General features: G+C 67.5%; 18 protein-coding genes and 2 pseudogenes. 9 read left to right on the top strand and 11 right to left on the bottom strand.

Annotated features, from left to right (window positions below; translation table 11 throughout):
* Positions 1-172: 172 nt before the first annotated feature.
* The 7 genes from gyrA to dnaA form a co-directional block, all read right to left on the bottom strand.
* Positions 173-2680, bottom strand: a complete 2508-nt coding sequence (gene gyrA, locus MELE44368_RS21320) for a DNA gyrase subunit A (RefSeq protein ID WP_128110339.1) — start codon at positions 2678-2680, stop codon at positions 173-175.
* A 37-nt stretch (positions 2681-2717) separates the two neighbouring features.
* Positions 2718-4754: a DNA topoisomerase (ATP-hydrolyzing) subunit B gene (gene gyrB, locus MELE44368_RS21315; protein WP_128110338.1), complete on the bottom strand. Its 2037-nt coding sequence runs from the start codon at positions 4752-4754 to the stop codon at positions 2718-2720.
* Between the two features lie 235 nt (positions 4755-4989).
* Entirely contained in the window at positions 4990-5538 is a 549-nt protein-coding gene (locus tag MELE44368_RS21310; protein WP_128110337.1) for a DUF721 family protein, read from the bottom strand.
* Complete coding sequence (gene recF, locus MELE44368_RS21305; protein ID WP_128110336.1) at positions 5531-6703, bottom strand: DNA replication/repair protein RecF; 1173 nt, start codon at positions 6701-6703, stop codon at positions 5531-5533. The genes MELE44368_RS21310 and recF overlap by 8 nt, the downstream gene beginning before the upstream one ends.
* 28 nt (positions 6704-6731) lie before the next feature.
* Positions 6732-7625, bottom strand: a complete 894-nt coding sequence (gene gnd, locus MELE44368_RS21300) for a phosphogluconate dehydrogenase (NAD(+)-dependent, decarboxylating) (RefSeq protein ID WP_064930355.1) — start codon at positions 7623-7625, stop codon at positions 6732-6734.
* A gap of 29 nt (positions 7626-7654) precedes the next feature.
* The gene (gene dnaN / locus MELE44368_RS21295; RefSeq protein WP_206613826.1) at positions 7655-8848 is read right to left on the bottom strand and encodes a DNA polymerase III subunit beta; all 1194 of its coding nucleotides are present in this window, start codon (positions 8846-8848) and stop codon (positions 7655-7657) included.
* 543 nt (positions 8849-9391) lie between these two features.
* Positions 9392-10894, bottom strand: a complete 1503-nt coding sequence (gene dnaA / locus MELE44368_RS21290) for a chromosomal replication initiator protein DnaA (RefSeq protein ID WP_128110334.1) — start codon at positions 10892-10894, stop codon at positions 9392-9394.
* 554 nt (positions 10895-11448) lie between these two features.
* On the opposite strand from dnaA, the gene rpmH reads away from it, so the two are divergent.
* The 9 genes and pseudogenes from rpmH (at position 11449) to MELE44368_RS21245 (ending at position 17912) form a co-directional block, all read left to right on the top strand.
* A complete protein-coding gene (gene rpmH / locus MELE44368_RS21285; protein ID WP_082933415.1) occupies positions 11449-11592 on the top strand; it encodes a 50S ribosomal protein L34 in 144 nt (47 codons plus the stop codon).
* A 21-nt stretch (positions 11593-11613) separates the two neighbouring features.
* Entirely contained in the window at positions 11614-11973 is a 360-nt protein-coding gene (rnpA, locus tag MELE44368_RS21280; protein WP_128110333.1) for a ribonuclease P protein component, read from the top strand.
* A 53-nt stretch (positions 11974-12026) separates the two neighbouring features.
* Positions 12027-12314 carry a membrane protein insertion efficiency factor YidD gene (gene yidD / locus MELE44368_RS27200; protein ID WP_241566716.1) on the top strand — a complete coding sequence of 96 codons (288 nt, stop codon included), beginning with the start codon at positions 12027-12029 and terminating at the stop codon, positions 12312-12314.
* Positions 12307-13428, top strand: a complete 1122-nt coding sequence (yidC, locus tag MELE44368_RS21270) for a membrane protein insertase YidC (protein ID WP_128110331.1) — start codon at positions 12307-12309, stop codon at positions 13426-13428. Before yidD ends, yidC begins: the two co-directional genes overlap by 8 nt.
* Before the next feature lie 36 nt (positions 13429-13464).
* Positions 13465-14016, top strand: coding sequence for a Jag family protein (locus tag MELE44368_RS21265; protein ID WP_128110330.1), 552 nt, complete (start codon positions 13465-13467; stop codon positions 14014-14016).
* Positions 14017-14077: 61 nt separating this feature from the next.
* Positions 14078-14770 carry a 16S rRNA (guanine(527)-N(7))-methyltransferase RsmG gene (gene rsmG, locus MELE44368_RS21260; protein WP_164890190.1) on the top strand — a complete coding sequence of 231 codons (693 nt, stop codon included), beginning with the start codon at positions 14078-14080 and terminating at the stop codon, positions 14768-14770.
* Positions 14767-15816 (top strand): ParA family protein, encoded by a 1050-nt coding sequence (locus tag MELE44368_RS21255; RefSeq protein ID WP_241566715.1) that lies wholly within the window; start codon positions 14767-14769, stop codon positions 15814-15816. Before rsmG ends, MELE44368_RS21255 begins: the two co-directional genes overlap by 4 nt.
* A 49-nt stretch (positions 15817-15865) precedes the next feature.
* Positions 15866-16923 (top strand): annotated as a pseudogene (locus tag MELE44368_RS21250) (ParB/RepB/Spo0J family partition protein).
* 218 nt (positions 16924-17141) lie between these two features.
* Entirely contained in the window at positions 17142-17912 is a 771-nt protein-coding gene (locus MELE44368_RS21245) for an acetyltransferase (RefSeq protein ID WP_128110328.1), read from the top strand.
* 7 nt (positions 17913-17919) lie between these two features.
* Here MELE44368_RS21245 and MELE44368_RS21240 read toward each other — a convergent pair whose 3' ends face one another.
* The 4 genes and pseudogenes from MELE44368_RS21240 to MELE44368_RS26770 form a co-directional block, all read right to left on the bottom strand.
* Positions 17920-19110 (bottom strand): N-acetylmuramoyl-L-alanine amidase, encoded by a 1191-nt coding sequence (locus tag MELE44368_RS21240; RefSeq protein ID WP_128110327.1) that lies wholly within the window; start codon positions 19108-19110, stop codon positions 17920-17922.
* 134 nt (positions 19111-19244) lie between these two features.
* Positions 19245-19583, bottom strand: coding sequence for a thioredoxin (gene trxA / locus MELE44368_RS21235; protein WP_128110326.1), 339 nt, complete (start codon positions 19581-19583; stop codon positions 19245-19247).
* A 15-nt stretch (positions 19584-19598) separates the two neighbouring features.
* A complete protein-coding gene (gene trxB / locus MELE44368_RS21230) occupies positions 19599-20570 on the bottom strand; it encodes a thioredoxin-disulfide reductase (protein WP_128110325.1) in 972 nt (323 codons plus the stop codon).
* A gap of 70 nt (positions 20571-20640) precedes the next feature.
* Positions 20641-21108, bottom strand: a pseudogene (locus MELE44368_RS26770) (hypothetical protein); the annotation flags it as partial.

The raw sequence follows: 21108 nt of genomic DNA, 5'->3' as shown, positions 1-21108 counted from the left end.
GTGCGTCGCCGCGCTCGGAGACGCCCGGCCGCGACGCCGCCGCGCCCAGCGCGCCGCCGTCGTGCTCGGGGCCACCGCCGGCGCCGTTGCCGCCACCGGGACCATCGACCGCGCGCGGGTGTCCTGGCTCGTTCGGTGAACTCACCTACGGCTCCTCACTGGTGACGGGTGCTCAGGCCCCAGGGTCGGTGTTGACCTCGTCGGTGCTGTCACCTTGCTCGGCGTTGCGCGCGATGGCAACCAGTGTGTCGCCCTCACCCAGGTTCATCAACCGAACGCCCTTGGTTTGCCGCCCGGCCTTGCGGACCTGGCGAGCCGCCGTCCGGATGACACCGCCGCCCGAGGTGATGGCGTACAGCTCCGTGTCGTCATCGACGATCAACGCACCAACAAGGGTGCCACGGCGTTTGTCGTACTGAATCGTCAGCACCCCTTTGCCGCCGCGGCCCTGCACCGGGTACTCCTCGATGGCGGTGCGCTTGGCGTAGCCACCGGAGGTGGCGACCAGCAGATATGTGCCCTCACGCACGACGTTCAGCGACAGCAGCGCGTCGTCGGCGTTGAACCGCATGCCCTGCACGCCGGAGGTGGCCCGGCCCATCGGGCGCAGCGCCTCGTCGGTTGCCGAGAACCGGATGGACTGGCCCTTGGCCGACACCAGCAGCAGGTCGTCGTCGGCCGAGCACAGCACGGCCCCGACCAGTTCGTCGCCGTCACGCAGGTTGATCGCCACGATGCCCCCGGAGCGGTTGGAGTCGAAGTCGGTCAGCCGCGACTTCTTCACCAGGCCGTTGCGGGTGGCCAACACCAGATACGGCGCATCCTCGTAGGTCTTGATCTGGATGACCTGGGCGATGCGCTCCTCCGGCTGGAACGCCAGCAGGTTGGCCACGTGCTGGCCGCGCGCGGTGCGCGACGCCTCCGGCAGGTCGTAGGCCTTGGCCCGGTAGACGCGGCCCTGCGTGGTGAAGAACAGGATCCAGTCGTGCGTCGAGCAGACGAAGAAGTGGTTGACGATGTCGTCCTGCTTGAGCCCGGCGCCCTGCACGCCCTTGCCGCCGCGTTTCTGGCTGCGGTAGAGGTCAGTCTTGGTGCGCTTGGCGTAGCCGGTCTCGGTGATCGTGACGACGACGTCCTCGCGGGCGATCAGGTCCTCGTCGCTGACCTCGCCGTCGGCGGCCACGATGCGGGTCCGGCGGTCGTCGCCGTGCTTGTCGACGATTTCCTTGAGTTCGTCGCGCACGATCCCGCGCTGCCGCTCGGGCTTGGCCAGGATGTCTTCCAGATCGGCGATCTCGGCCTCGATCTTGGCCAGGTCGTCGACGATCCGCTGCCGTTCCAGGGCGGCCAGCCGACGCAGCTGCATGTCCAGGATGGCCTGGGCCTGGATGTCGTCGATGTCGAGCAGCTCGATCAGGCCCTGGCGCGCGATGTCCACGGTCTCCGAGGCCCGGATCAACGCGATCACCTCGTCGAGGGCGTCGAGCGCCTTGACCAGACCGCGCAGGATGTGGGCCCGTTCGTTGGCCTTGCGCAGCCGGTAGGTGGTGCGCCGCACGATGACATCGAGCTGATGGTCGACGTAGTGCCGGAGCATCTGGTCCAGCCGCAGCGTGCGGGGGACCCCGTCGACGATCGCGAGCATGTTGGCGCCGAAGCTGGTCTGCAGCTGGGTGTGCTTGTAGAGGTTGTTCAGCACCACCTTGGCCACGGCGTCGCGCTTGAGCTCGATGACGATGCGCAGCCCGACCCGGTCGCTGGACTGGTCTTCGATGTTGGCGATGCCGGCGATCTTGCCGTCGCGGACCTGTTCGGCGATCGAGGTGATGAAGTTGTCGTGGTTGACCTGATACGGCAGCTCGGTGATGACGAGGCTGGTGCGACCGCGGCTGTCCTCTTCGATCTCGGCGACGCCGCGCATCTTGATGGAGCCGCGACCGGTGGTGTACGCGTCCGTAATACCTTGTGTGCCAACGATCATTCCCGCGGTGGGGAAGTCCGGTCCCTTGACGCGTTTGGAGACGGCCTTGAGCGTCTTCTCCTCGTCGGCATCGAAGTTCTCCAGGCACCAGTACACCGCTTCGGCGAGCTCGCGCAGGTTGTGCGGCGGGATGTTGGTGGCCATGCCGACCGCGATGCCGCCCGAGCCGTTGGCCAACAGGTTCGGGAACCTGCTCGGCAGCACCGTCGGTTCCTGCACCCGGCCGTCATAGTTGGGAACGAAATCGACGGTCTCCTCGTCGATCTCGCGCAGCATCTCCATCGCCAGCGGGGTCAGCCGCGCCTCGGTGTACCTCATGGCCGCCGGCGGGTCGTTTCCAGGCGAGCCGAAGTTGCCCTGCCCGTCGACCAGCGGGTAGCGCAGCGACCACGGCTGGGCCATCCGGACCAGGGTGTCGTAGATCGACGCGTCGCCGTGCGGGTGGTAGTTGCCCATCGTCTCGGCCACCGAGCGGGCCGATTTCGCATGGCTGCGATCGGGCCGGAAACCCGAGTCGTACATGGCGTATAGCACCCGCCGGTGCACCGGCTTGAGCCCGTCGCGCACCTCGGGCAGCGCGCGGCCGACGATCACGCTCATCGCGTAGTCGATGTAGCTGCGCTGCATCTCCTGCTGAATGTCGACCGGCTCGATGCGGTCGCCTGCTTCGTCGCCGGGCGGCAACGTGGTGTCAGTCATTTAATGAGTCCTATGGGTTGATTCTTTGAAGGTTGCCCTAGACATCAAGGAAGCGAACGTCTTTGGCGTTACGGGTGATGAAGCTGCGACGCGCTTCCACGTCTTCGCCCATCAGCACCGAGAACAGCTCGTCGGCGGCCGCGGCGTCGTCGAGGGTGACCTGGCGCAGGATTCGCGTGGACGGATCCATCGTGGTCTCCCACAGTTCCTTCGCGTCCATCTCGCCGAGGCCCTTGTAGCGCTGGATGCCGTCGTCCTTGTTGATCTTCTTGCCCGCGGCCAGGCCCGCTTCCAGCAGCGCGTCGCGCTCGCGGTCCGAGTAGGCGAATTCCGGTTCGCTGCGTTGCCATTTGAGCTTGTACAGCGGCGGCTGCGCCAGGTAGACGTGCCCGTTCTCGATGAGCGGTTTCATGAACCGGAACAGCAGCGTCAGCAGCAGCGTGGCGATGTGCTGGCCGTCGACGTCGGCGTCGGCCATCAACACGATCTTGTGATAGCGCAGCTTGGAGATGTCGAACTCGTCGTGGATGCCGGTGCCCAGTGCGGTGATGATCGCCTGCACCTCGGTGTTTTTCAGCACCCGGTCGATGCGGGCCTTCTCGACGTTGATGATCTTGCCGCGCAACGGCAGGATCGCCTGGAACATCGAGTCGCGGCCGCTCTTCGCCGAGCCGCCCGCCGAATCGCCCTCCACGATATAGAGCTCGGACTTCCGCGGATCGGTGGAGCGGCAGTCGGCCAGCTTGCCGGGCAGCCCACCGATGTCGGTGGCGCTCTTGCGGCGCACCAACTCGCGCGCCTTACGCGCGGCGATGCGCGCCTGCGCGGACGAGACCGCCTTGTTCACAATCGTTTTCGCCTCGGCAGGGTTGGCCTCGAACCAGTGGGCCAGCTGTTCGTTGCAGATCTTCTGCACGAACGACTTCACCTCGGTGTTGCCGAGCTTGGTCTTGGTCTGACCCTCGAACTGCGGTTCGGCCACCTTGACCGAGATGACCGCGGCCAGGCCCTCGCGGATGTCGTCGCCGGTGAGGTTGGGATCCTTGTCCTTGAGCAGCTTCTTGTCTTTGGCGTACTTGTTGACGACGCTGGTCAGTGCCGCGCGGAAGCCCTCCTCGTGGGTGCCGCCCTCATGGGTGTTGATGGTGTTGGCGAAGGTGTGCACCGACTCGGAGTAGCCGGCGTTCCACTGCAGCGCGACCTCGACCTCGTGGCCGTCACCCTTCCCGGAGAAGTCGACGATGCTCTGGTGAATCGGGGTCTTGGTCCGGTTGATGTGCTTGACGAAGTCGACCAGGCCGCCGGGGTAGTGGAACGTGCGGTGCTTGACCTTGACGGGCTCGGCCGCCTCCGCGGCCTTCTCCTCGGCGGACTTCGGCGCCTCGGCGACGTCGCTGACCACCTCGTCGGTGACCTCTTCGGCCCGGACCCGCTCGTCGGTCAACGAGATGGTCAGGCCCTTGTTCAGGAACGCCTGTTCCTGCAGGCGCCGCGCCACGGTCTCGAAGTCGTACTCGGTGGTCTCGAAGATGTCCGGATCGGGCCAGAACCGCACCGTCGTCCCGGTCTTCTTGGTCTTGCCGCCCTGCTTGAGCTCGCCGGGCACCGATCGGTCGTAGTACTGGAACCACTCGTAGCCGTCCCGCATGATCGTGACCTCGACGCGCGAGGACAGCGCGTTGACCACCGAGACACCCACGCCGTGCAGGCCACCGCTGACCGCGTAGCCGCTGTTCTCCCCGCCGAACTTGCCGCCGGCGTGCAGCTGGGTCATGACCACGTCGACGGTGGGGATGCCGGCCTGCTTGTGCTTGGCCACCGGGATGCCGCGACCGTCGTCGGTGACCTCGACACTGCCGTCGGCGACAAGTCTGACGTCGACCCTGGTGGCGTAACCCGCCATCGCCTCGTCGATCGAGTTGTCCACCACCTCCCAGATCAGATGGTGCAGCCCACGCTCACCCGTCGAGCCGATGTACATACCCGGCCGTTTGCGGACAGCCTCGAGCCCTTCGAGAATGGTGATTGCATCGGCGCCGTACTCCTTGGGAGCACTCTTCTTCTGGGCAGCCACGTTGGACGGGTCTCCTTAAGTCTCTTGCCGGGGAAGGCATGCTGAGCGGTCGACCACCGCCCGCGGATCTGACAACAGTCTACCGGCAAGTACCGTCAGGACCGATTCTCAGGGGGCGTTTCCACACACCTATCTGCGCCGCCTGTGGAATTTTTCGCATGAAGGTGCCTGATGACGCTTGGGAACGCGGATCGAGGCGTTCTCGTGCGATTCAGGAACCTTCCGGACCACCCCGCTAACCGTAGGTGTCGCGAGGACCCCGGCCGGCGATGTGATAGGGCCCCTTCCGCCACGACGGGGCCACCGGACCGACGATCTTCAGCGACGTGACCACCCCGTCACCCACCGCGGCGCCGATCTTGGCCAGAAGTTGCGCCTGCACCATCCGCAGTTGGGTGGCCCATGCCGTGGATTCGGCCGAGATCGTCAGCACGCCGTCGTGCAGCGTGGTGGGCCTGGCGTGCGCGGCGATCTGTTCGCCGACGACCGCGGGCCAGCGGCCGAACACCGCGCCCTGCGCCACGCGGCCGGACCAGCCCCGGGTGCGGGCGACCTCACGCGCCGCCGAACCGAGCGGTTGGGGATCACGGGAGTCCGGTCCCGGCCCCGACCAGCGTCGTCGGCTGCTGCCCGCCACCCGGCGCGGGCGTGGTTCTCGGCCTCGCCCGACGTCCTTACCTTGGCGGCGGGCGGCGCCGCGCGCTTCCTCGAGGGTGCGCCGCACCAGATCCATCCCGGTCAGGTGCGCCAGGTGCTCGGGCGGGCGCAGTTCGTCGTCACTCATCGCCGACCCCCCTCAGCTCCGAGATCCGGCCGTCATCACCGTCGCGCATCGACACCTCTATCCGGCGCGCGTCCCAGTCGCCGGGGATGTCGTCGGCGACCGCCGCGGTGACCAGCACCTGTTCGGCATCGGCCGCGACGTTGGCCAGCGCCTGGCGTCGGGAGGTGTCGAGTTCGGCGAACACGTCGTCGAGCAACAGCACCGGGTCACCTCCCTCGGCGCGTAACAGTTCGTAGGCCGCCAGCCGCAACGCCAACGCCATCGACCACGACTCCCCGTGGCTGGCAAAGCCTTTCGCGACTTGGTCCCCCAGCCGCAACTCCAGATCGTCGCGGTGCGGGCCGACCAGGCACACGCCGCGCTCGAGTTCGGCGTCGCGGCGGCGCGCCACCGCGTCCAGCAGCGCCGCCTCGAACAGCTCCGCGTTGCCGGTCCCCGCGGCGCTCTCCTGCTCGATGAGCTCCACCCCGCTGCGGTACCGGATCGACGCCGGCCGCGACGCCGGCGCCAGCAGTTGATAGGCCTTCTCCAGCTCCGGGGCCAGTTGGTTGACGAGGTCGACGCGCGCCGCGATGAGCCGCGCGCCCTTCTCGGCCAGATGCCCGTCCCAGACGTCGAGGGTGTCCAGCACGCCGCGGTCGCCGCGATACCGGGCGGCCGCGGCGGTCTTCAGGAGCGCCGTCCGTTGCCGCAGCACCTTGTCATAGTCCGCGCGCATGGCCGCGATCTGCGGGCGCCGGGTGGTGGCGAGCTCGTCCAGGTAGCGCCGGCGCTCCCCGGGATCGCCGCGCACCAGCGCCAGATCCTCGGGCGCGAACAACACCGCGCGCAACACCCCGAGAACCTCCCGCGCCGCACGCACCGGTGACCGGTTGAGCCGGGCCTTGTTGGCCCGCCCCGCGGTGATCTCCAGGTCCACCGCCAGCTCGCGACCGTCGTTGACCACGATGGTCGACACCACCGCCCGCCGTGCGCCGGTGCGGATCAGCGGGGCGTCGGTCGCCACGCGGTGTGAGCTCAGAGTCGACGAATACCACAGCGCCTCAATGATGTTCGTCTTGCCGAAGCCGTTCGGGCCGACGAACACGGTGCGCCCCGGCTCGAGTTCCAGGTCGATCCGGGGCCACGACCGGAAGTCGGTCAAACCGAGACGACGGACGTGCACGCTAATCGCTCCTCGCGTTTGCAGGCACCTAGCCGGACTCGCTGATCCGTTTGACCGCGTGCCCGCCGAACTGGTTGCGCAGCGCCGCGACCGCCTTCATCGTGGGTGATTCGTCCTGGCGCGACAGGAACCGCGCGAACAGCGCCGCCGCGATGCTCGGCACCGGCACCCGCAGCCGGATCGCCTCTTCCACCGTCCACCGGCCTTCGCCGGAATCCTCGGTGTAGCCGCTGATCTCGGCGAAGCCCGGATCCTCTTTCAACGCCTTCGCCAGCAACTGCTGCAACCAGGACCGGACCACGGTGCCGTTGGTCCACGCCTGGTAGACCGCTTGCGGATCCTCGATGAGGTCTTCTGCGGCCAGCATTTCGTAGCCCTCGGCGTACGCGGTCATCAGGGCGTACTCCACACCGTTGTGCACCATCTTGGCGAAATGGCCGGCACCGACCGGTCCGGCGTGTACGAACCCGTCCTCGCGCGGCCCGCCGGGACGCAACGCGTCGAAGATCGGCATCGCGCGCTCGACATCGGCGTCGGCGCCGCCGACCATCAGCCCGTAACCCTCTGTCAAACCCCAGACGCCACCGGAGACACCCGCGTCGACGAAATTGATTCCCTTGTCGCCCAACATCTTTGCATGCGGACCGTCTTCGGTGTAGCGCGAGTTGCCGCCGTCGATGACCAGGTCGCCCGCGCTGAGCTCGTCGGCCAGGCTGGTGATCGTCTCGCGGGTGATCGACCCCGACGGCACCATCACCCAGACCACCCGGGGTGTCTGCAGGGCATCCGCGAGCGCGGCAAGCGACGGCACGTCGCTGACTTCTGGCCTCGGGTCGTAGCCGATGACCTCGTGTCCGGCCTTGCGCAGGCGTTCGCGCATGTTGAAGCCCATCTTGCCCAGCCCGACCAGACCCAGTTGCATATGCGCCCCTCTCCTGGCGATCGGGCCGGTCAGCCAGGAAGCCGCACCGGCATCAGCAGGTAGACGTAGTCCGTCTGCGCGGCAGGAAACGGGCCCGTCGTCGCGACGGCGGTGTCCTCGTCGCCGGCCGGACGCAGCACCGCGGGACGGCTCGGCGTGGTGAACCCGAACGTCACCCGCTCGGAATGCAAGGACCCCAGGCCGTCGGTCAGGTAGGTGGGGTTGAACGCAATGGTCAGCGGATCGCCCGCGAACGTCACGGGCAGATCCTCTTCCGCGCGGCCCACGTCGTCGGCGCCGGCGGACAACCGCAGCACGTCGTCGGCGAACTCCATCCGCACCTGTGCGCCGCGGTCGGCGACCAGCGCGACGCGTTTGATCGCCTCGGACAACTCGGCGACGCCAACGGTCGCCACCGAAGTGTGCTCGGTGGGCAGCAGCTGGCGGAACTTGGGGAACTCGGCATCCAGCAAGCGGGTGGTGCTGCGCTTGCCCTGGCTGCGGATGCCCAGCAGACCGTCCTGGCCGACGGTGGACCCGGCACCCAACGACAGGTGCACCTCACCGCCGTCGGTGGCCGCCTTCGCCGCCTCGGCCAGCGTCTTGGCGGGCACCAGGACCGCGGCTTCCAGATCCGCCGAGGACGTGGACCAGGTCAGCTCGCGCACGGCCAGCCGGAACCGGTCGGTGGCGGCCAAAACCACCTTCTCCCCAGCGATCTCCACCCGGATACCGGTGAGCATCGGCAACGTGTCGTCGCGGCCGGCGGCGACGGCCACCTGACCGATCGCCTCGGCGAACAACTCCGAGGAGAGCACCCCGGTCTCCTCGGGCAGCGGCGGCAACGTGGGGTAGTCCTCGACCGCCATCGTGGGTAGCGAGAACCTCGCGCTGCCGCAGGTCAGCGACACCCTCGTGCCTTCGACACTGACGTCGATCGGTTTGGCCGGCAAGGCCCTGGTGATATCCGACAACAACCGGCCAGAAACCAAAACGCTTCCCGGAGAGGCTATTTCAGCTGGAACCTGCACCTCGGCCGACACTTCGTAGTCGAAGCCCGAGATCGTCAAACCGTCGTCGGTGCCGGTGAGCAACACCCCGGCCAGCACCGGAACCGTCGGTCGGGTCGGAAGGTTTCGGGCTACCCAGGCCACCGCGTCGGCGAAGTCTTCGCGCACCAGCCGGAACTTCAAATCGGTGAGACCGACCGTTGTCGTCGCCACGTCCATTGGGTCCCTTCGATCATGAGCACAACAAGCATTACGCAGCGGTTCACCGGTGTTTCACCCGCATTCGACCGACTGCGTCGGAACGACCGTAACGGCCGCCGCTGAACCACCGTAGAGCTTTCCGCCTCAACTTGAAAGCTAATCGATCGGGCTGACATGCAGGTCGGCGACCGGTTTGAAACCACGACGGCGCGGTATCTCCCCAGCCGCCTTCTTCTAAGAACAATCTCTTGAGATAACCAAGCAACAGTATTAGGTCCTGTGCACATTGGGGATAACCGGCGGTCCACCCAGCACAGCGCGATTCGCTGCTGTGAATGACCTGTGGATGGGGCGTTGATGAAATGACAGCCGCTGTGGAGTTCGGCCGGCCTGTGCAAGAGCCTCGCGCTCATTCAGCGGTTGATCCCAGGTTCTCCACACCGATGTGCACAGCCTCGGCGTGTGACAAGTGGTGCTGGAGATGCCAAAGATTTTCCGGAATTTCTCGGCAGCGACGAGCGCCAGCCGGCGGCGGGGGACCGAGTGCGGCGGAATTCAGCGCTTGGCGCGCTGCCGGATCCGGGTGGTGAGTTCCTTGACGTGATCGAACACCTCGCGGCGTTCGGCCATCTCCGCGCGAATCTTCTTCTCCGCGTACATCACTGTGGTGTGATCGCGGCCGAAGGCCTGCCCGATCTTGGGCAGTGAGAGGTCGGTGAGCTCACGACAGAGATACATCGCGATCTGCCGGGACTGGGCCAGCGCCCGCGTCTTACCGGGCCCGCGGAGTTCCTCGACCGTGGTTTCGAAGTACTCGGCGGTGGCCGCCATGATCGCGGCCGTGCTGATTTGCATGGTGCTGGCGTCGGAGATCAGGTCGCGCAGGACGATCTCGGCCAGTGACCGGTCGATCGGGGTCTTGTTCAGCGAGGCGAACGCGGTGACCCGGATGAGCGCGCCCTCGAGCTCGCGGATGTTGCGTTCGATGCTGCTGGCGATGAGTTCGAGCACGTCGTCGGGCACGTCCAGGCGGTCCATCTGCGCCTTCTTGCGCAGGATCGCGATCCGGGTCTCCAGCTCGGGCGGCTGGACGTCGGTGATCAAACCCCACTCGAACCGGGTCCGTAGCCGGTCCTCGAGGGTGGCCAGCTGTTTGGGGGGGCGGTCCGAGGAGATGACGATCTGCTTGTTGGCGTTGTGCAGGGTGTTGAAGGTGTGGAAGAACTCCTCCTGGATGCCTTCCTTGCCCTCGATGAACTGGATGTCGTCGACCAGCAGCACGTCGATGTCGCGGTAGCTGCGTTTGAACGAGGCCTTGCGGTCGTCGCGCAGGGAGTTGATGAAGTCGTTGGTGAATTCCTCGGTCGAGACGTACTTGACCCGCATCCCGGGGAACAACCGCTGGGCGTAGTTGCCCGCGGCGTGCAGCAGGTGCGTCTTGCCCAGCCCGGACTCGCCCCAGATGAACAACGGGTTGTAGGCCCGGGCCGGCGCCTCGGCGATCGCGAGAGTGGCGGCATGGGCGAACCGGTTCGACGCCCCGATGACGAACGTCTCGAAGGTGTAGCGGCGGTTCAGGTTGACCGCGGTGTCCTCGTCCGCGGCGGGGTTGAGGTGTCCCCGGTTGGCGAAGTACCTGGGCCAGCTCTCCTCCGCGCTGGCCAGCGCTTCGGAGACCTCGTCGACCTCGTCGGGCTCGAGGGGCGGAGGGGAGGAGAAACCGGCGGCGCTGTCCTCGGTGTCCTCGGGGGACGGAGCGGCGATGCGGACGCCCAGCTCGACGCGGTGGCCGAGCTGGCGGCTGAGCGCGCTGATGATCGGCTCGCGCAGGTGCCGTTCGATCTCGTTCTGCACGAACGGGGTCGGTACCGACAGCAGAGCAAAACCCTCGGTGATGACGAGCGGCTTGACCAGCTTCAGCCATGCCCTTTGCTGGGGGGTGAGGGTCGGGATGGCCGGGTCCCCGTTGGTGCCGTCGGCCGGCCGGGTTTCCCCGTTGAGTTCAGCGACGACGGTGTTCCACACCGACACGAACGGGGGGTCGGGGTCCGCTGTCAATGACTAGTACCCCCTTTTAGGCCGACCCTGGGACGACCAAATGAACGATGACGAACTGTCCACATGGTTATCCACAGATTGTGGATAACGGACAACCGTCGTCGCTCTGTTGTCTGCCGGTGAGGAGGGCACGGGCCGGGGCTCGTCACAGTCGTGGTGCGTGCCGTGGGCTCGCGACTTTTCGGCCATCCTCATTTCGTTGTCTGTCGCCGTTTCGTTATCGAATCGGCCTTGGCAGAAGCTAACAGTTTTCTGGCCGGGTGCCAACCGTTCCGCAACATTGACGGAAGCGGATTTTTGCCCTGCACCGGGGCGGGACCAGTGTGACGGATGTGACGGTGCGGGCGGGCCGCCGGCAAGGTTTGACCCAGGCAAAACTCGTCAGTACCCTCGAACAGTCGCCCGGACGTGGCGGCACGGCTGCGACCCAGGATCGAATGGGGACCGCGCCGGTCAAGCGGGACGGACGAGCTTACCAACGGCAACCGTGTCCAGCGCAGCGATCGTCGATCGGTGTGGGCTGCGGGTGCAAGACGCAACAAGGAGATAGAGCCGTGGCCAAGGGCAAGCGGACTTTCCAGCCGAACAACCGGCGCCGGGCACGGGTGCACGGCTTCCGGCTGCGGATGCGGACCCGGGCCGGCCGGGCCATCGTGTCGAACCGGCGCCGCAAGGGCCGTCGCGCGTTGTCTGCGTAGCCCGATCCAGGAGCTAGCGCGGTGCTTCCGGCGCGGTACCGGATGACGCGGTCGAGCGACTTCGGGGCGACGGTGAGCCGAGGGGTGCGCGCGGTGCAACCCGATCTGGTGGTGCACACCCTGCGTACGGACAGTGGGGCAGAAGACGGCCCGAAGATCGGGCTGGTGGTTTCGAAATCGGTTGGTACCGCAGTGCAACGACATCGAGTGGCGCGCCGGTTGCGGCACGTGGCGCGCGCGGTGCTCGATGAACTCGACCCTGCTGATCGCGTGGTGATCCGCGCGATGCCCAGCAGCAGGCATGCGATCTCGGCGCGGTTGGAGCAGGAACTGCGATCGGCGCTCAAGCGGAGCAGACCCAAGAGCGGAGCCGTGCGGTGAAAGCCGGTAGCGCCGCGCGCGGGGTCATCTTCGTCATCCAGCTGTACCGCAACATGATCTCGCCCCTGCGGTTGCCGACGTGCCGTTTCATGCCGACCTGCAGCCAGTATGCCGTCGACGCGCTGAGCGAGTACGGGCTCATCAAGGGCGGCTGGCTCGCGGTGGTGCGGCTGCTCAAATGCGGGCCGTGGCATAAGGGAGGATGGGACCCGATCCCGGAACCCAAGGGTGAAGCGCACGAAAGGTGTGCGCACACAACCGAGTATCGAGCCGATCGGACGCCCGACGCGCAGCGGCGTGAGGTTCCGGCAGTGCGATCAGGAAGCGAGACGCGTGTTTAACTGGTTCAGCCTCGACATCATCTACTACCCGGTGTCGGCGATCATGTGGGTCTGGTACAAGCTGTTCGCCTTCCTGTTGGGGCCGTCGAACTTCTTCGCCTGGGCGCTGTCGGTGATGTTCCTCGTGTTCACCCTGCGCGCGCTCCTCTACAAGCCGTTCGTCAAACAGATCCGCACCACGCGCCAGATGCAGGAGCTGCAACCCCAGATCAAGGCGCTGCAGAAGAAATACGGCAAGGACCGCCAGCGGATGGCGCTGGAAATGCAGAAGCTGCAGAAGGAGCACGGCTTCAACCCCATCCTCGGCTGCTTGCCGATGCTGGCGCAGATCCCGGTGTTTATCGGCCTGTTCCATGTGCTGCGGTCCTTCAACCGCACCGGCGGCTACGGGATCGGGGCGCAGCACCTCGACCCCGCGGTGAACCGGACCCTGCCCAACTACGTCTTCAGCGCCACGGACGTCGGACACTTCCTGGACGCCCACCTGTTCGGCGCGCCGATCGGCGCATGGATGACGCAGCCCGAGGCGAGTACGGCGGCGTTCACCGTCTTCGACCGCGGGGCAGTGATCGCCGTCGGCGTGCCGATCATGGTGCTCGCCGGTATCGCGACGTATTTCAACAGCCGGGCGTCGGTGGCGCGGCAGAGCGCCGAGGCCGCGGCGAACCCGCAGACGGCGCTGATGAACAAGCTGGCGCTGTATGTGTTCCCGCTCGGCGTTGTGGTCGGCGGACCGTTCCTGCCGCTGGCGATCCTGATGTACTGGCTCGCCAACAACATCTGGACATTCGGCCAGCAGCACTACGTGTTCGGCAAGATCGCGAAGGAAGAAGAAGCCAAGAAGCAGGCGGCGCTCGAACGCCGCGCCCAGAACGCGCCGCCGCCGGGGGCCAAGCCGAAGCGGACCCGCAAGGGTCAGGCCGCGGCCGCGCAGACGACCGCGACCGCGAAAACGGACAGCGGCGCCGACGCGACCGGCGAGACCGAGGAGACCCCGGCGGCCAAGCCGTCGAGCACCGGTTCGCGCAAGTCCACATCGGGCACCAACAACCGCGCCCCACGGCCAGGGGCCACGCCGCGGCCGGGCGCACGCCCAAAGAAGCGGAAACGTTGACCGGTCCACACCGGTGGAATGAGGAGAGACACAGCCATGACGGACGCTGAGACGACCGAGCGCGACGACGACATCACCGAGGAGCAGGACGCCGGGGAGACCGCGTCGGCGGTTGACGACGACATTGAGGAGCGCTTGGTCGCGGAGGGCGAGATCGCCGGCGACTACCTCGAGGAGCTTCTGGATCTGCTCGACTTCGACGGCGACATCGATCTGGACGTGGAGGGCGACCGCGCGGTCGTCAGCATCGACGGCGGTGGGGACCTGACCAAGTTGGTCGGACGCAACGGCGAGGTGCTCGACGCGCTTCAGGAGTTGACCCGGCTGGCGGTGCACCAGAAGACCGGTGAGCGCAGCCGGCTGATGCTCGACATCGCGCGGTGGAGGCGCCGCCGGCGCGACGAGCTCTCGGCGTTGGGCGAGAAGGTCGCACGCCGGGTCCTGGAAACCGGCGAACGCGAGGAACTTGCGCCGATGACGCCGTTCGAGCGCAAGATCGTGCACGACGCCGTCGCCGCGATCGACGGCGTGCACAGCGAGAGCGAAGGCGTCGAGCCCTCGCGCCGCGTGGTCGTGCTGCTGGATTGACCGAAGGCTGAGTTACATCGATGTAGTTCGTTCGGCAGCGGCGGTGCGGGATTCCCGGAGGATGTTTCACGTGAAACATGACGAGGCGTCGGCAGCGCCCCCGGCCGCCGAGACCTTGTTCGGAGACCGGATCGACCGCGCGCGCCGCTACGCCGAGCTGTTGGCGGATGCCGGGGTTGAGCGGGGCTTGATCGGGCCGCGTGAGGTCGATCGGCTGTGGGAGCGCCACCTACTCAACAGCGCGGCCGTCGCCGAGTTGCTCAAGCCGGGCGCTGCGGTGGCCGACATCGGCAGTGGCGCCGGGTTGCCCGGGATACCGTTGGCGTTGGCGCGTCCGGACCTACGCTTGACCCTCATCGAGCCCCTGCTGCGCCGAAGTGAGTTTCTACGCGAGGTGATCGAGGAGTTGGCGATCGACGTAGCGGTGGTGCGGGGCCGGGCCGAGGAGCCGGCCGTGCGACGCGAAGTGGGGGAGCAGGACGCCGTGGTGTCGCGTGCGGTCGCATCGCTGGACAAGTTGACGAAGTGGAGCATGCCGCTGCTACGCGCGGACGGCGTGATGCTGGCGATCAAAGGGGAGCGGGCCGAGGAGGAGGTCCGGGAACACCGGCGTGTGATGACGACGCTCGGTGCGGCCGATGTAAGGGTGATGAAATGTGGCGCGGACTTCTTGGATCCACCCGTGACCATCGTCGTGGCGCGACGGCGCGCTCCGACACCACACCGCTCAGCAACGGGCAGGAGACGACAATGACTTCGGTTCCTGAGCGCGGGGGCCCCGCGCCAGGCGGTGCCGACGTGGACGCCGGGCGGCGCTCGGGCGATGAAGACGTTTCACGTGAAACATCCTCTGCGCCGCAACCCGAGGTTCCACGTGAAACATGGGACCCCGCGGCGCCGCCCGCCGAGGACTGGAAGGACTCAGCGGCGGTGGACACCCCAATCGGGGCGGAGGCCGAGCGAGCCGTGCGACTGCTCCACGCGGCCGCCAAAGGGGGCCTGCCCCGGCCGGCGCGGCAACGTGTTTTCACGATCGCCAACCAGAAGGGCGGGGTGGGCAAGACGACGACCGCCGTGAACGTCGCGGCGGCGCTGGCGCTGCAGGGGCTCAACACGTTGGTCATCGACCTCGACCCGCAAGGCAACGCCAGCACCGCGCTGGGCATCGAACACCGCCCGGGCACACCGTCGTCCTACGAGGTGCTGATCGGCGAGATCCCGCTGCAGGAGGCGCTGCAACGCAGCCCGCACAGCGAGCGGTTGTACTGTGTCCCGGCGACGATCGACCTCGCCGGGGCGGAGATCGAACTCGTCAGCATGGTGGCGCGGGAAGGGAGGCTGCGCACCGCGCTGGCGGGGCTCAAGGACTACAACTTCGACTACGTCTTCATCGACTGCCCCCCGTCGCTGGGCCTGCTGACCATCAACGCATTGGTCGCCGCCCCGGAGGTGCTGATCCCGATCCAGTGCGAGTACTACGCCCTCGAAGGGGTCGGTCAGCTGCTGCGCAACATCGAGATGGTCAAGGCGCACCTCAACCCGCAACTCGAGGTCAGCACCGTGGTGCTGACGATGTACGACGGGCGCACCAAACTCGCCGATCAAGTCGCCGCCGATGTTCGGTCACACTTCGGCGATAAGGTATTGCGGACCGTCATCCCGCGCAGTGTCAAGGTCTCCGAGGCGCCCGGCTACGGCATGACGATCCTCGATTACGACCCGGGCTCCCGGGGGGCGATGAGCTATCTGGACGCGAGCCGCGAAATCGCCCAACGCGGCCAGCCCGGACAGGACCGGTAAGGCGGGTGCCCGCGGTGGGCCACTCGCGGAGAACAGGGAAGAGAGTGCAATGACCCAGTCGCCATCACGCAAGCGCAGCGGACTCGGTCGCGGGCTGGCTTCGCTCATCCCCACGGGACCCGCCGACGGCGACTCGACGTACGGCGCCCGGATGGGCGACGCGGCCGCCGACGTGGTGATCGGTGGCTCGGTGGACGGTAACGGCGCGCCCGCCGCCAACGTCGGCGCGGTCTACCGCGAGATCGACCCGGCCGCCATCGAGCCCAACCCGCGCCAGCCCCGCCAGGTCTTCGACGAGGACGCGCTCTCCGAACTCGTCCACTCCGTCCGCGAGTTCGGTCTGATGCAGCCGATCGTCGTGCGGAGCCTGCCCGTCGCGCCCGGTGAGAGCCAGCGTTACCAACTCGTGATGGGCGAGCGCCGCTGGCGGGCGGTCCAGCAGGCCGGGCTGGACACCATCCCGGCGATCGTGCGCGAGACCGCCGACGACGGCATGCTGCGCGACGCCCTGCTGGAGAACATCCACCGCGTGCAGCTGAACCCATTGGAGGAGGCGGCCGCCTACCAGCAGCTGCTCGACGAGTTCGGGGTCACCCACGACGAACTGGCCGCCCGCATCGGTCGGTCACGGCCGTTGATCACCAACATGATCCGGCTGCTGCGGCTGCCGATCGCGGTACAGCGGCGGGGCGCCGCCGGGGGATCACCAACATGATCCGGCTGCTGCGGCTGCCGATCGCGGTACAGCGGCGGGTCGCCGCCGGGGTGCTGTCAGCCGGCCACGCACGCGCGCTGCTCTCGCTGGAGGGCGGCCCCGAGAAGCAGGAGGAGCTGGCCGCCCGGATCGTCGCCGAAGGGTTGTCCGTGCGCGCCACCGAGGAAGCGGTCACGCTGGCCAACCGCTCGGAAGGGTCAACGCCGTCGCCCCAGCGGCGCAAGCCGATCCACATGCCGGGTCTGCAGGATGTTGCTGAACGGCTCTCGACGGCGTTCGACACCCGGGTCACGGTCAGCCTGGGCAAACGCAAGGGCAAGATCGTGGTCGAATTCGGGTCGGTCGACGATCTGCAACGCATCGTCGACTTGATGACCGCCGCAGAGCGCTGACCAGCCACCCGCGGTAATTACGTCACTGTGACACTGACATCGGCCACCGGCCCGCACGACTGCCGGGCCGAAGCCAATCCGGCTGCGACTCAACCGGTTTCGCATTCACACCGGCCAGTTGTGCCGCCGAACCAGGAAACCGGACCGGCCACGCCGCGGGCTTCTATCCTGGAAGGGCAGCCGTACCTCTCGGCACCGCGTGGAACCCGGAGAGTTTAGTGTCAGCACGAATCGCGCCTCTTCGGCTCGATGGCTTCGAGCAGCTACCCAAACACGCCCGTCGCTGCGTGTACTGGGAGGTCGATCCTTCGACACTGGAGACGGGCGCCGACGCGGTTTCCGGGAAGAGCGCCCACCTGTCGGACCCCGAGTTCGAGAAGGAAGCCTGGCTGTCGATGGTCATGCTCGAATGGGGGCCATGCGGGCAGATCGCGGTGCAGTGCCCCGACGGAGCCGACGACGAGCCGGTCACCCTCCGCGGTGACGAACAGTGCCTGGGGTACGCGTTCTACGCGCCGCCGATCGCGGTGCCCCGGGCCCGTCATTTTCCGACCGGTCCGGTCAGTGCCGACGCGGTGCTGCTGACCTCGCTGGGGGTGGAGCCGTGCGACGACGCCGACACGTTGCCACGCAGCCTGATCGCCGCCGTCGTCGGGGACCTGGTGCGTCGCGGTGCACGGGCGTTGGAGGCGTTCGGTCGCACGGCCGCGGTCGGCGAACTCGCCGACCCGCGCGCGGTGACCCCGTCGCTGCGCACGGTGACGGAGGTGCTCGGCGACTGCTCGGTGGACCAGTGCGTGCTGTCCGCCGACATGTTGCAGGACGCCGGGTTCGTCGTCGTCGCTGCCCACCCGTACTTCCCGCGGCTGCGGCTGGAACTCGAACAGGGACTGGGCTGGAAGGCCGACGTGGAAGCGGCGCTGGAACGGCTACTGGAGGCCGCCGAGCTGCAACAACCCGTCGGCGCGGGCGCCCGTTCGGCCTATTGAGTTCGCGTCAGGACCGGCCGACCCGGCCGGCCTTCTCTACGGAGAGTTCGTGCGCCAGCAGTTCGGCGAAGGTGAATGTCCCTGTGGGACGGTCGTTCTTGCCGAGCAGGTAAAGCCGCTTGACCGCGGCCAGAATGCCCTCGGCGATCGAGTCCCGGGTCTGGGTGGACACCAGCATGGCGCGGTCGTGCGGGTTGGTGATGTAACCGACGTCGACCTGCACGGTGGGCATCCTGGTCAACCGCAACAGATCCCACGTGCGCCCGTGCGTGCGACAGTCCCGTAATCCGGTGCGCGCCACCACTTCTCGCTGAATGAAGTCGGCCAGGTTACGGCCGATCGTGGACACCGAGCCGTGCGAGTTGCCGAAGTGAAACGACGCGACCCCGTTGGCGGCAGGGGTGGGCTGGGTCGCGCAGCGCAGGCTGATCATCAGGTCGGCGCCGACGGTGTTGGCGGTGGCGGCCCGTTCGGCATCGGAGGGCGACGAGTTGGGCGGGCGCGACAGGAAGGTCTCCATGCCGATCGCGGTCATCCGGCCTTCGAGCCGACTGGCCAAGTCCCACAGGATGTCTGCTTCGCTGATCGGCCCGTTCGGACCGTCCATGATCAGCCCGTGGTCGGCACCGCCCGGGTCGATGATGATGCGCTTGCCCGAAAGCCGCGGCCCGGACTGGCGCACCAACTCCTCCTCGCGGATCGCATGCGGCGAGCCACCGGTGACTCGTGAACCCAGAAAGTACAAGGACCGCAACGTTTCCGGGCCGCAGATGCCGTCCGGATAAAGCCCGTACTCACGCTGATACGACATCAGCGCGTTGTGCGTACTCAACCCGAAATGACCGTCGACCAAACCCGTGTAGAAACCCAGGTCCTGCAAGCGAGCCTGCAGTGTGGCCACGTCGTCGCCGTACATCGGCGCGCCGAACTGGTGATTGAGCGTGCGGGCCCCGAGCCGGTATGAAGCCTCTTTCAGGGCACGGTAAGTCGCTTCGCCGACGATGCCGTCGACCAGAAGCCCGCGGTGCTGCTGAAAGGCGCGCACCGCACGGTCCAGTTCGTCGTCGAACATGTCGGCGGCGACGTGCTTACCGGTGGTGATCTCGTCGTCGGGGTTATCGATCATGCCCAACGCGGCCAGCGCAGCCCGTATCTCGGTGACCGCGGCTCCGCGGTCACCGCGACGCAGACTGGACATGGGCGACCTTTCGATCACAGTTGTCAGCGCCCCCACCACGCTGACAAGGCATCAGTGACTTAGCCAGTATTGTCTCAGACGGCTACGTGAATCGAGAAAACGCCAGGCGGGTGTTCGCCCGTCCGGTTGCGGCGTTAGACCACGTCGGCAAGCTCGCGCAGCAGTGCGGCCTTGCCCTTCGCCCCGACGATGCGCTTGACCGGCTCGCCGTCCTTGAACAGGATCAACGTGGGAATCGACACCACCTGAAAGTCACGCGCGGTCGCCGGGTTGGCGTCGACGTCGATCTTGGCCACGGTCAGCTGACCGGCCTTTTCCGTCGCGATCTCCTCGAGCACCGGGGCGACCATCTTGCACGGGCCGCACCAGGTGGCCCAGAAGTCGACGAGCACCGGGGTGCTGCTGGACAATACGTCGGCGGAGAACGAGTCATCGGTCACGGCGACGGTAGCGGCGGGGGTGGTATCAGCCATCGGGTGGTACTCCAATCAGGCAGGGGTTGATGTCTCTTCATCGCTTGGGGCAGAACCGATTTCGGCCAGCCAGCGTTCCGCGTCGATAGCGGCCGCGCAGCCGCTTCCCGCGGCGGTGATCGCCTGCCGGTACACGCGGTCGACCAGGTCGCCGGCGGCGAACACCCCTTCCAGCGATGTGTGGGTGGTGCGGCCCTCGGTCAGCACATAGCCGTCCTCGTCGAGGTGTATCTGGCCGCGCACCAACTCCGAACGCGGGTCGTGTCCGATCGCGACGAACACCCCGGTGACCGCCAGCTTGGACTCCTCGCCGGTGAGCTTGTTGCGCAACCGCACGCCGCTGACCTTCGGGCTGCCCTCGATCTCGAGCACTTCGGTGTTCGTCACAAAGGTGATCTTCTCGTTGGCCCTGGCGCGCTCCAGCATGATCCGCGAGGCGCGGAACTCGTCGCGGCGGTGCACGAGCGTCACGCTGCGGGCGAACTTGGTGAGGAAGATCGCCTCCTCCATCGCCGAGTCGCCGCCCCCGACCACGATGATGTCCTCGTCGCGGAAGAAGAACCCGTCGCAGGTGGCGCAGGTGCTCACGCCCATGCCGATGAGCGCCTCCTCGCCGGGAACGCCGAGGTGGCGCGCGGCCGCACCCATCGCGAGGATCACCGCGCGGGCCCGGTGGGTCTCGTCGCCGACGGTGACAGTCTTGACCGGGCCGTCCAGCGACACCGCCTCCACGTCCTCCATGCGCAGGTCGGCGCCGAAGCGCAGGGCCTGCTCGCGCATCTCGTCCATCAGCTCCGGACCGGTGATGCCGTTGCGGAAGCCGGGGTAGTTCTCCACCTCGGTGGTGGTCATCAGCGCCCCGCCGAACTGGGTGCCTTCGAACACCAGCGGCGACAGCTGCGCTCGGGCCGCGTAGATGGCGGCGGTGTAGCCGGCCGGGCCGGATCCGATGATGATCACGTCGTGGACCGTGGACGTCGAGGTCATGGGCGCCTTTCTGCCGAAGACGGGCGGCACGAGTACAAACACCAGCCTAAGCCCAGGTGTTCCCGGTCGATTACGGACGGTGCAGCGCGGTACGGGCCAGCAAGCCGGTGTGCGCCGCGGTGCAGGTCGGGGGCACGACCACCGCGACGACGGAGCTGTCCGTGTCACCGGGCAGCAGCAACAGCACCGCCGCGCGGCCGCTGACGTCGACCGGCCGCGCGCCCAGCGGCGTCGCCTCGGGATAGCCCAGCCCGGTCAGGCAGGAGGCCAGCGGTTTCGGGTCCGCCAGCGCGCCGTAGTCGGGTGGCCGGTCGAGCAGGGCCAGGATCTCGGCGTCGGACAGCGCGACGGGTGGCACCGATGGCGACACCGTGATGCTGCGCGCGGTCGGGCCGGGATCGCGGCTGGTGGGGGGCGCGTCGGCGAGCATCGCCACCCCGACGACGACGCCGGCCAGCGCCGCTCCGGCGCCCACGACGAGGCCGAGCAGCTGCAGCCGCCGCAGCCGCGGCCGTCGCACCGAGTGGGCCGGGGCCGC

It is taken from the genome of Mycolicibacterium elephantis DSM 44368, assembly GCF_004014805.1.
GTDB classification, from domain to species: domain Bacteria; phylum Actinomycetota; class Actinomycetes; order Mycobacteriales; family Mycobacteriaceae; genus Mycobacterium; species Mycobacterium elephantis.
The sequence above is the reverse complement of the archived record's forward strand: the minus strand, read 5'-3'. Positions and strand labels throughout refer to the sequence as shown.

Excerpts from the sequence above, each read along its gene's own strand:
- gyrA (WP_128110339.1), bottom strand. The coding sequence starts at position 2,680 with ATGACTGACACCACGTTGCCGCCCGGCGACGAAGCAGGCGACCGCATC.
- MELE44368_RS21310 (WP_128110337.1), bottom strand. The coding sequence starts at position 5,538 with ATGAGTGACGACGAACTGCGCCCGCCCGAGCACCTGGCGCACCTGACC.
- gnd (WP_064930355.1), bottom strand. The coding sequence starts at position 7,625 with ATGCAACTGGGTCTGGTCGGGCTGGGCAAGATGGGCTTCAACATGCGC.
- yidD (WP_241566716.1), top strand. The coding sequence starts at position 12,027 with ATGATCTCGCCCCTGCGGTTGCCGACGTGCCGTTTCATGCCGACCTGC.
- MELE44368_RS21265 (WP_128110330.1), top strand. The coding sequence starts at position 13,465 with ATGACGGACGCTGAGACGACCGAGCGCGACGACGACATCACCGAGGAG.
- rsmG (WP_164890190.1), top strand. The coding sequence starts at position 14,078 with ATGTTTCACGTGAAACATGACGAGGCGTCGGCAGCGCCCCCGGCCGCC.
- MELE44368_RS21255 (WP_241566715.1), top strand. The coding sequence starts at position 14,767 with ATGACTTCGGTTCCTGAGCGCGGGGGCCCCGCGCCAGGCGGTGCCGAC.
- MELE44368_RS21240 (WP_128110327.1), bottom strand. The coding sequence starts at position 19,110 with ATGTCCAGTCTGCGTCGCGGTGACCGCGGAGCCGCGGTCACCGAGATA.
- trxA (WP_128110326.1), bottom strand. The coding sequence starts at position 19,583 with ATGGCTGATACCACCCCCGCCGCTACCGTCGCCGTGACCGATGACTCG.
- trxB (WP_128110325.1), bottom strand. The coding sequence starts at position 20,570 with ATGACCTCGACGTCCACGGTCCACGACGTGATCATCATCGGATCCGGC.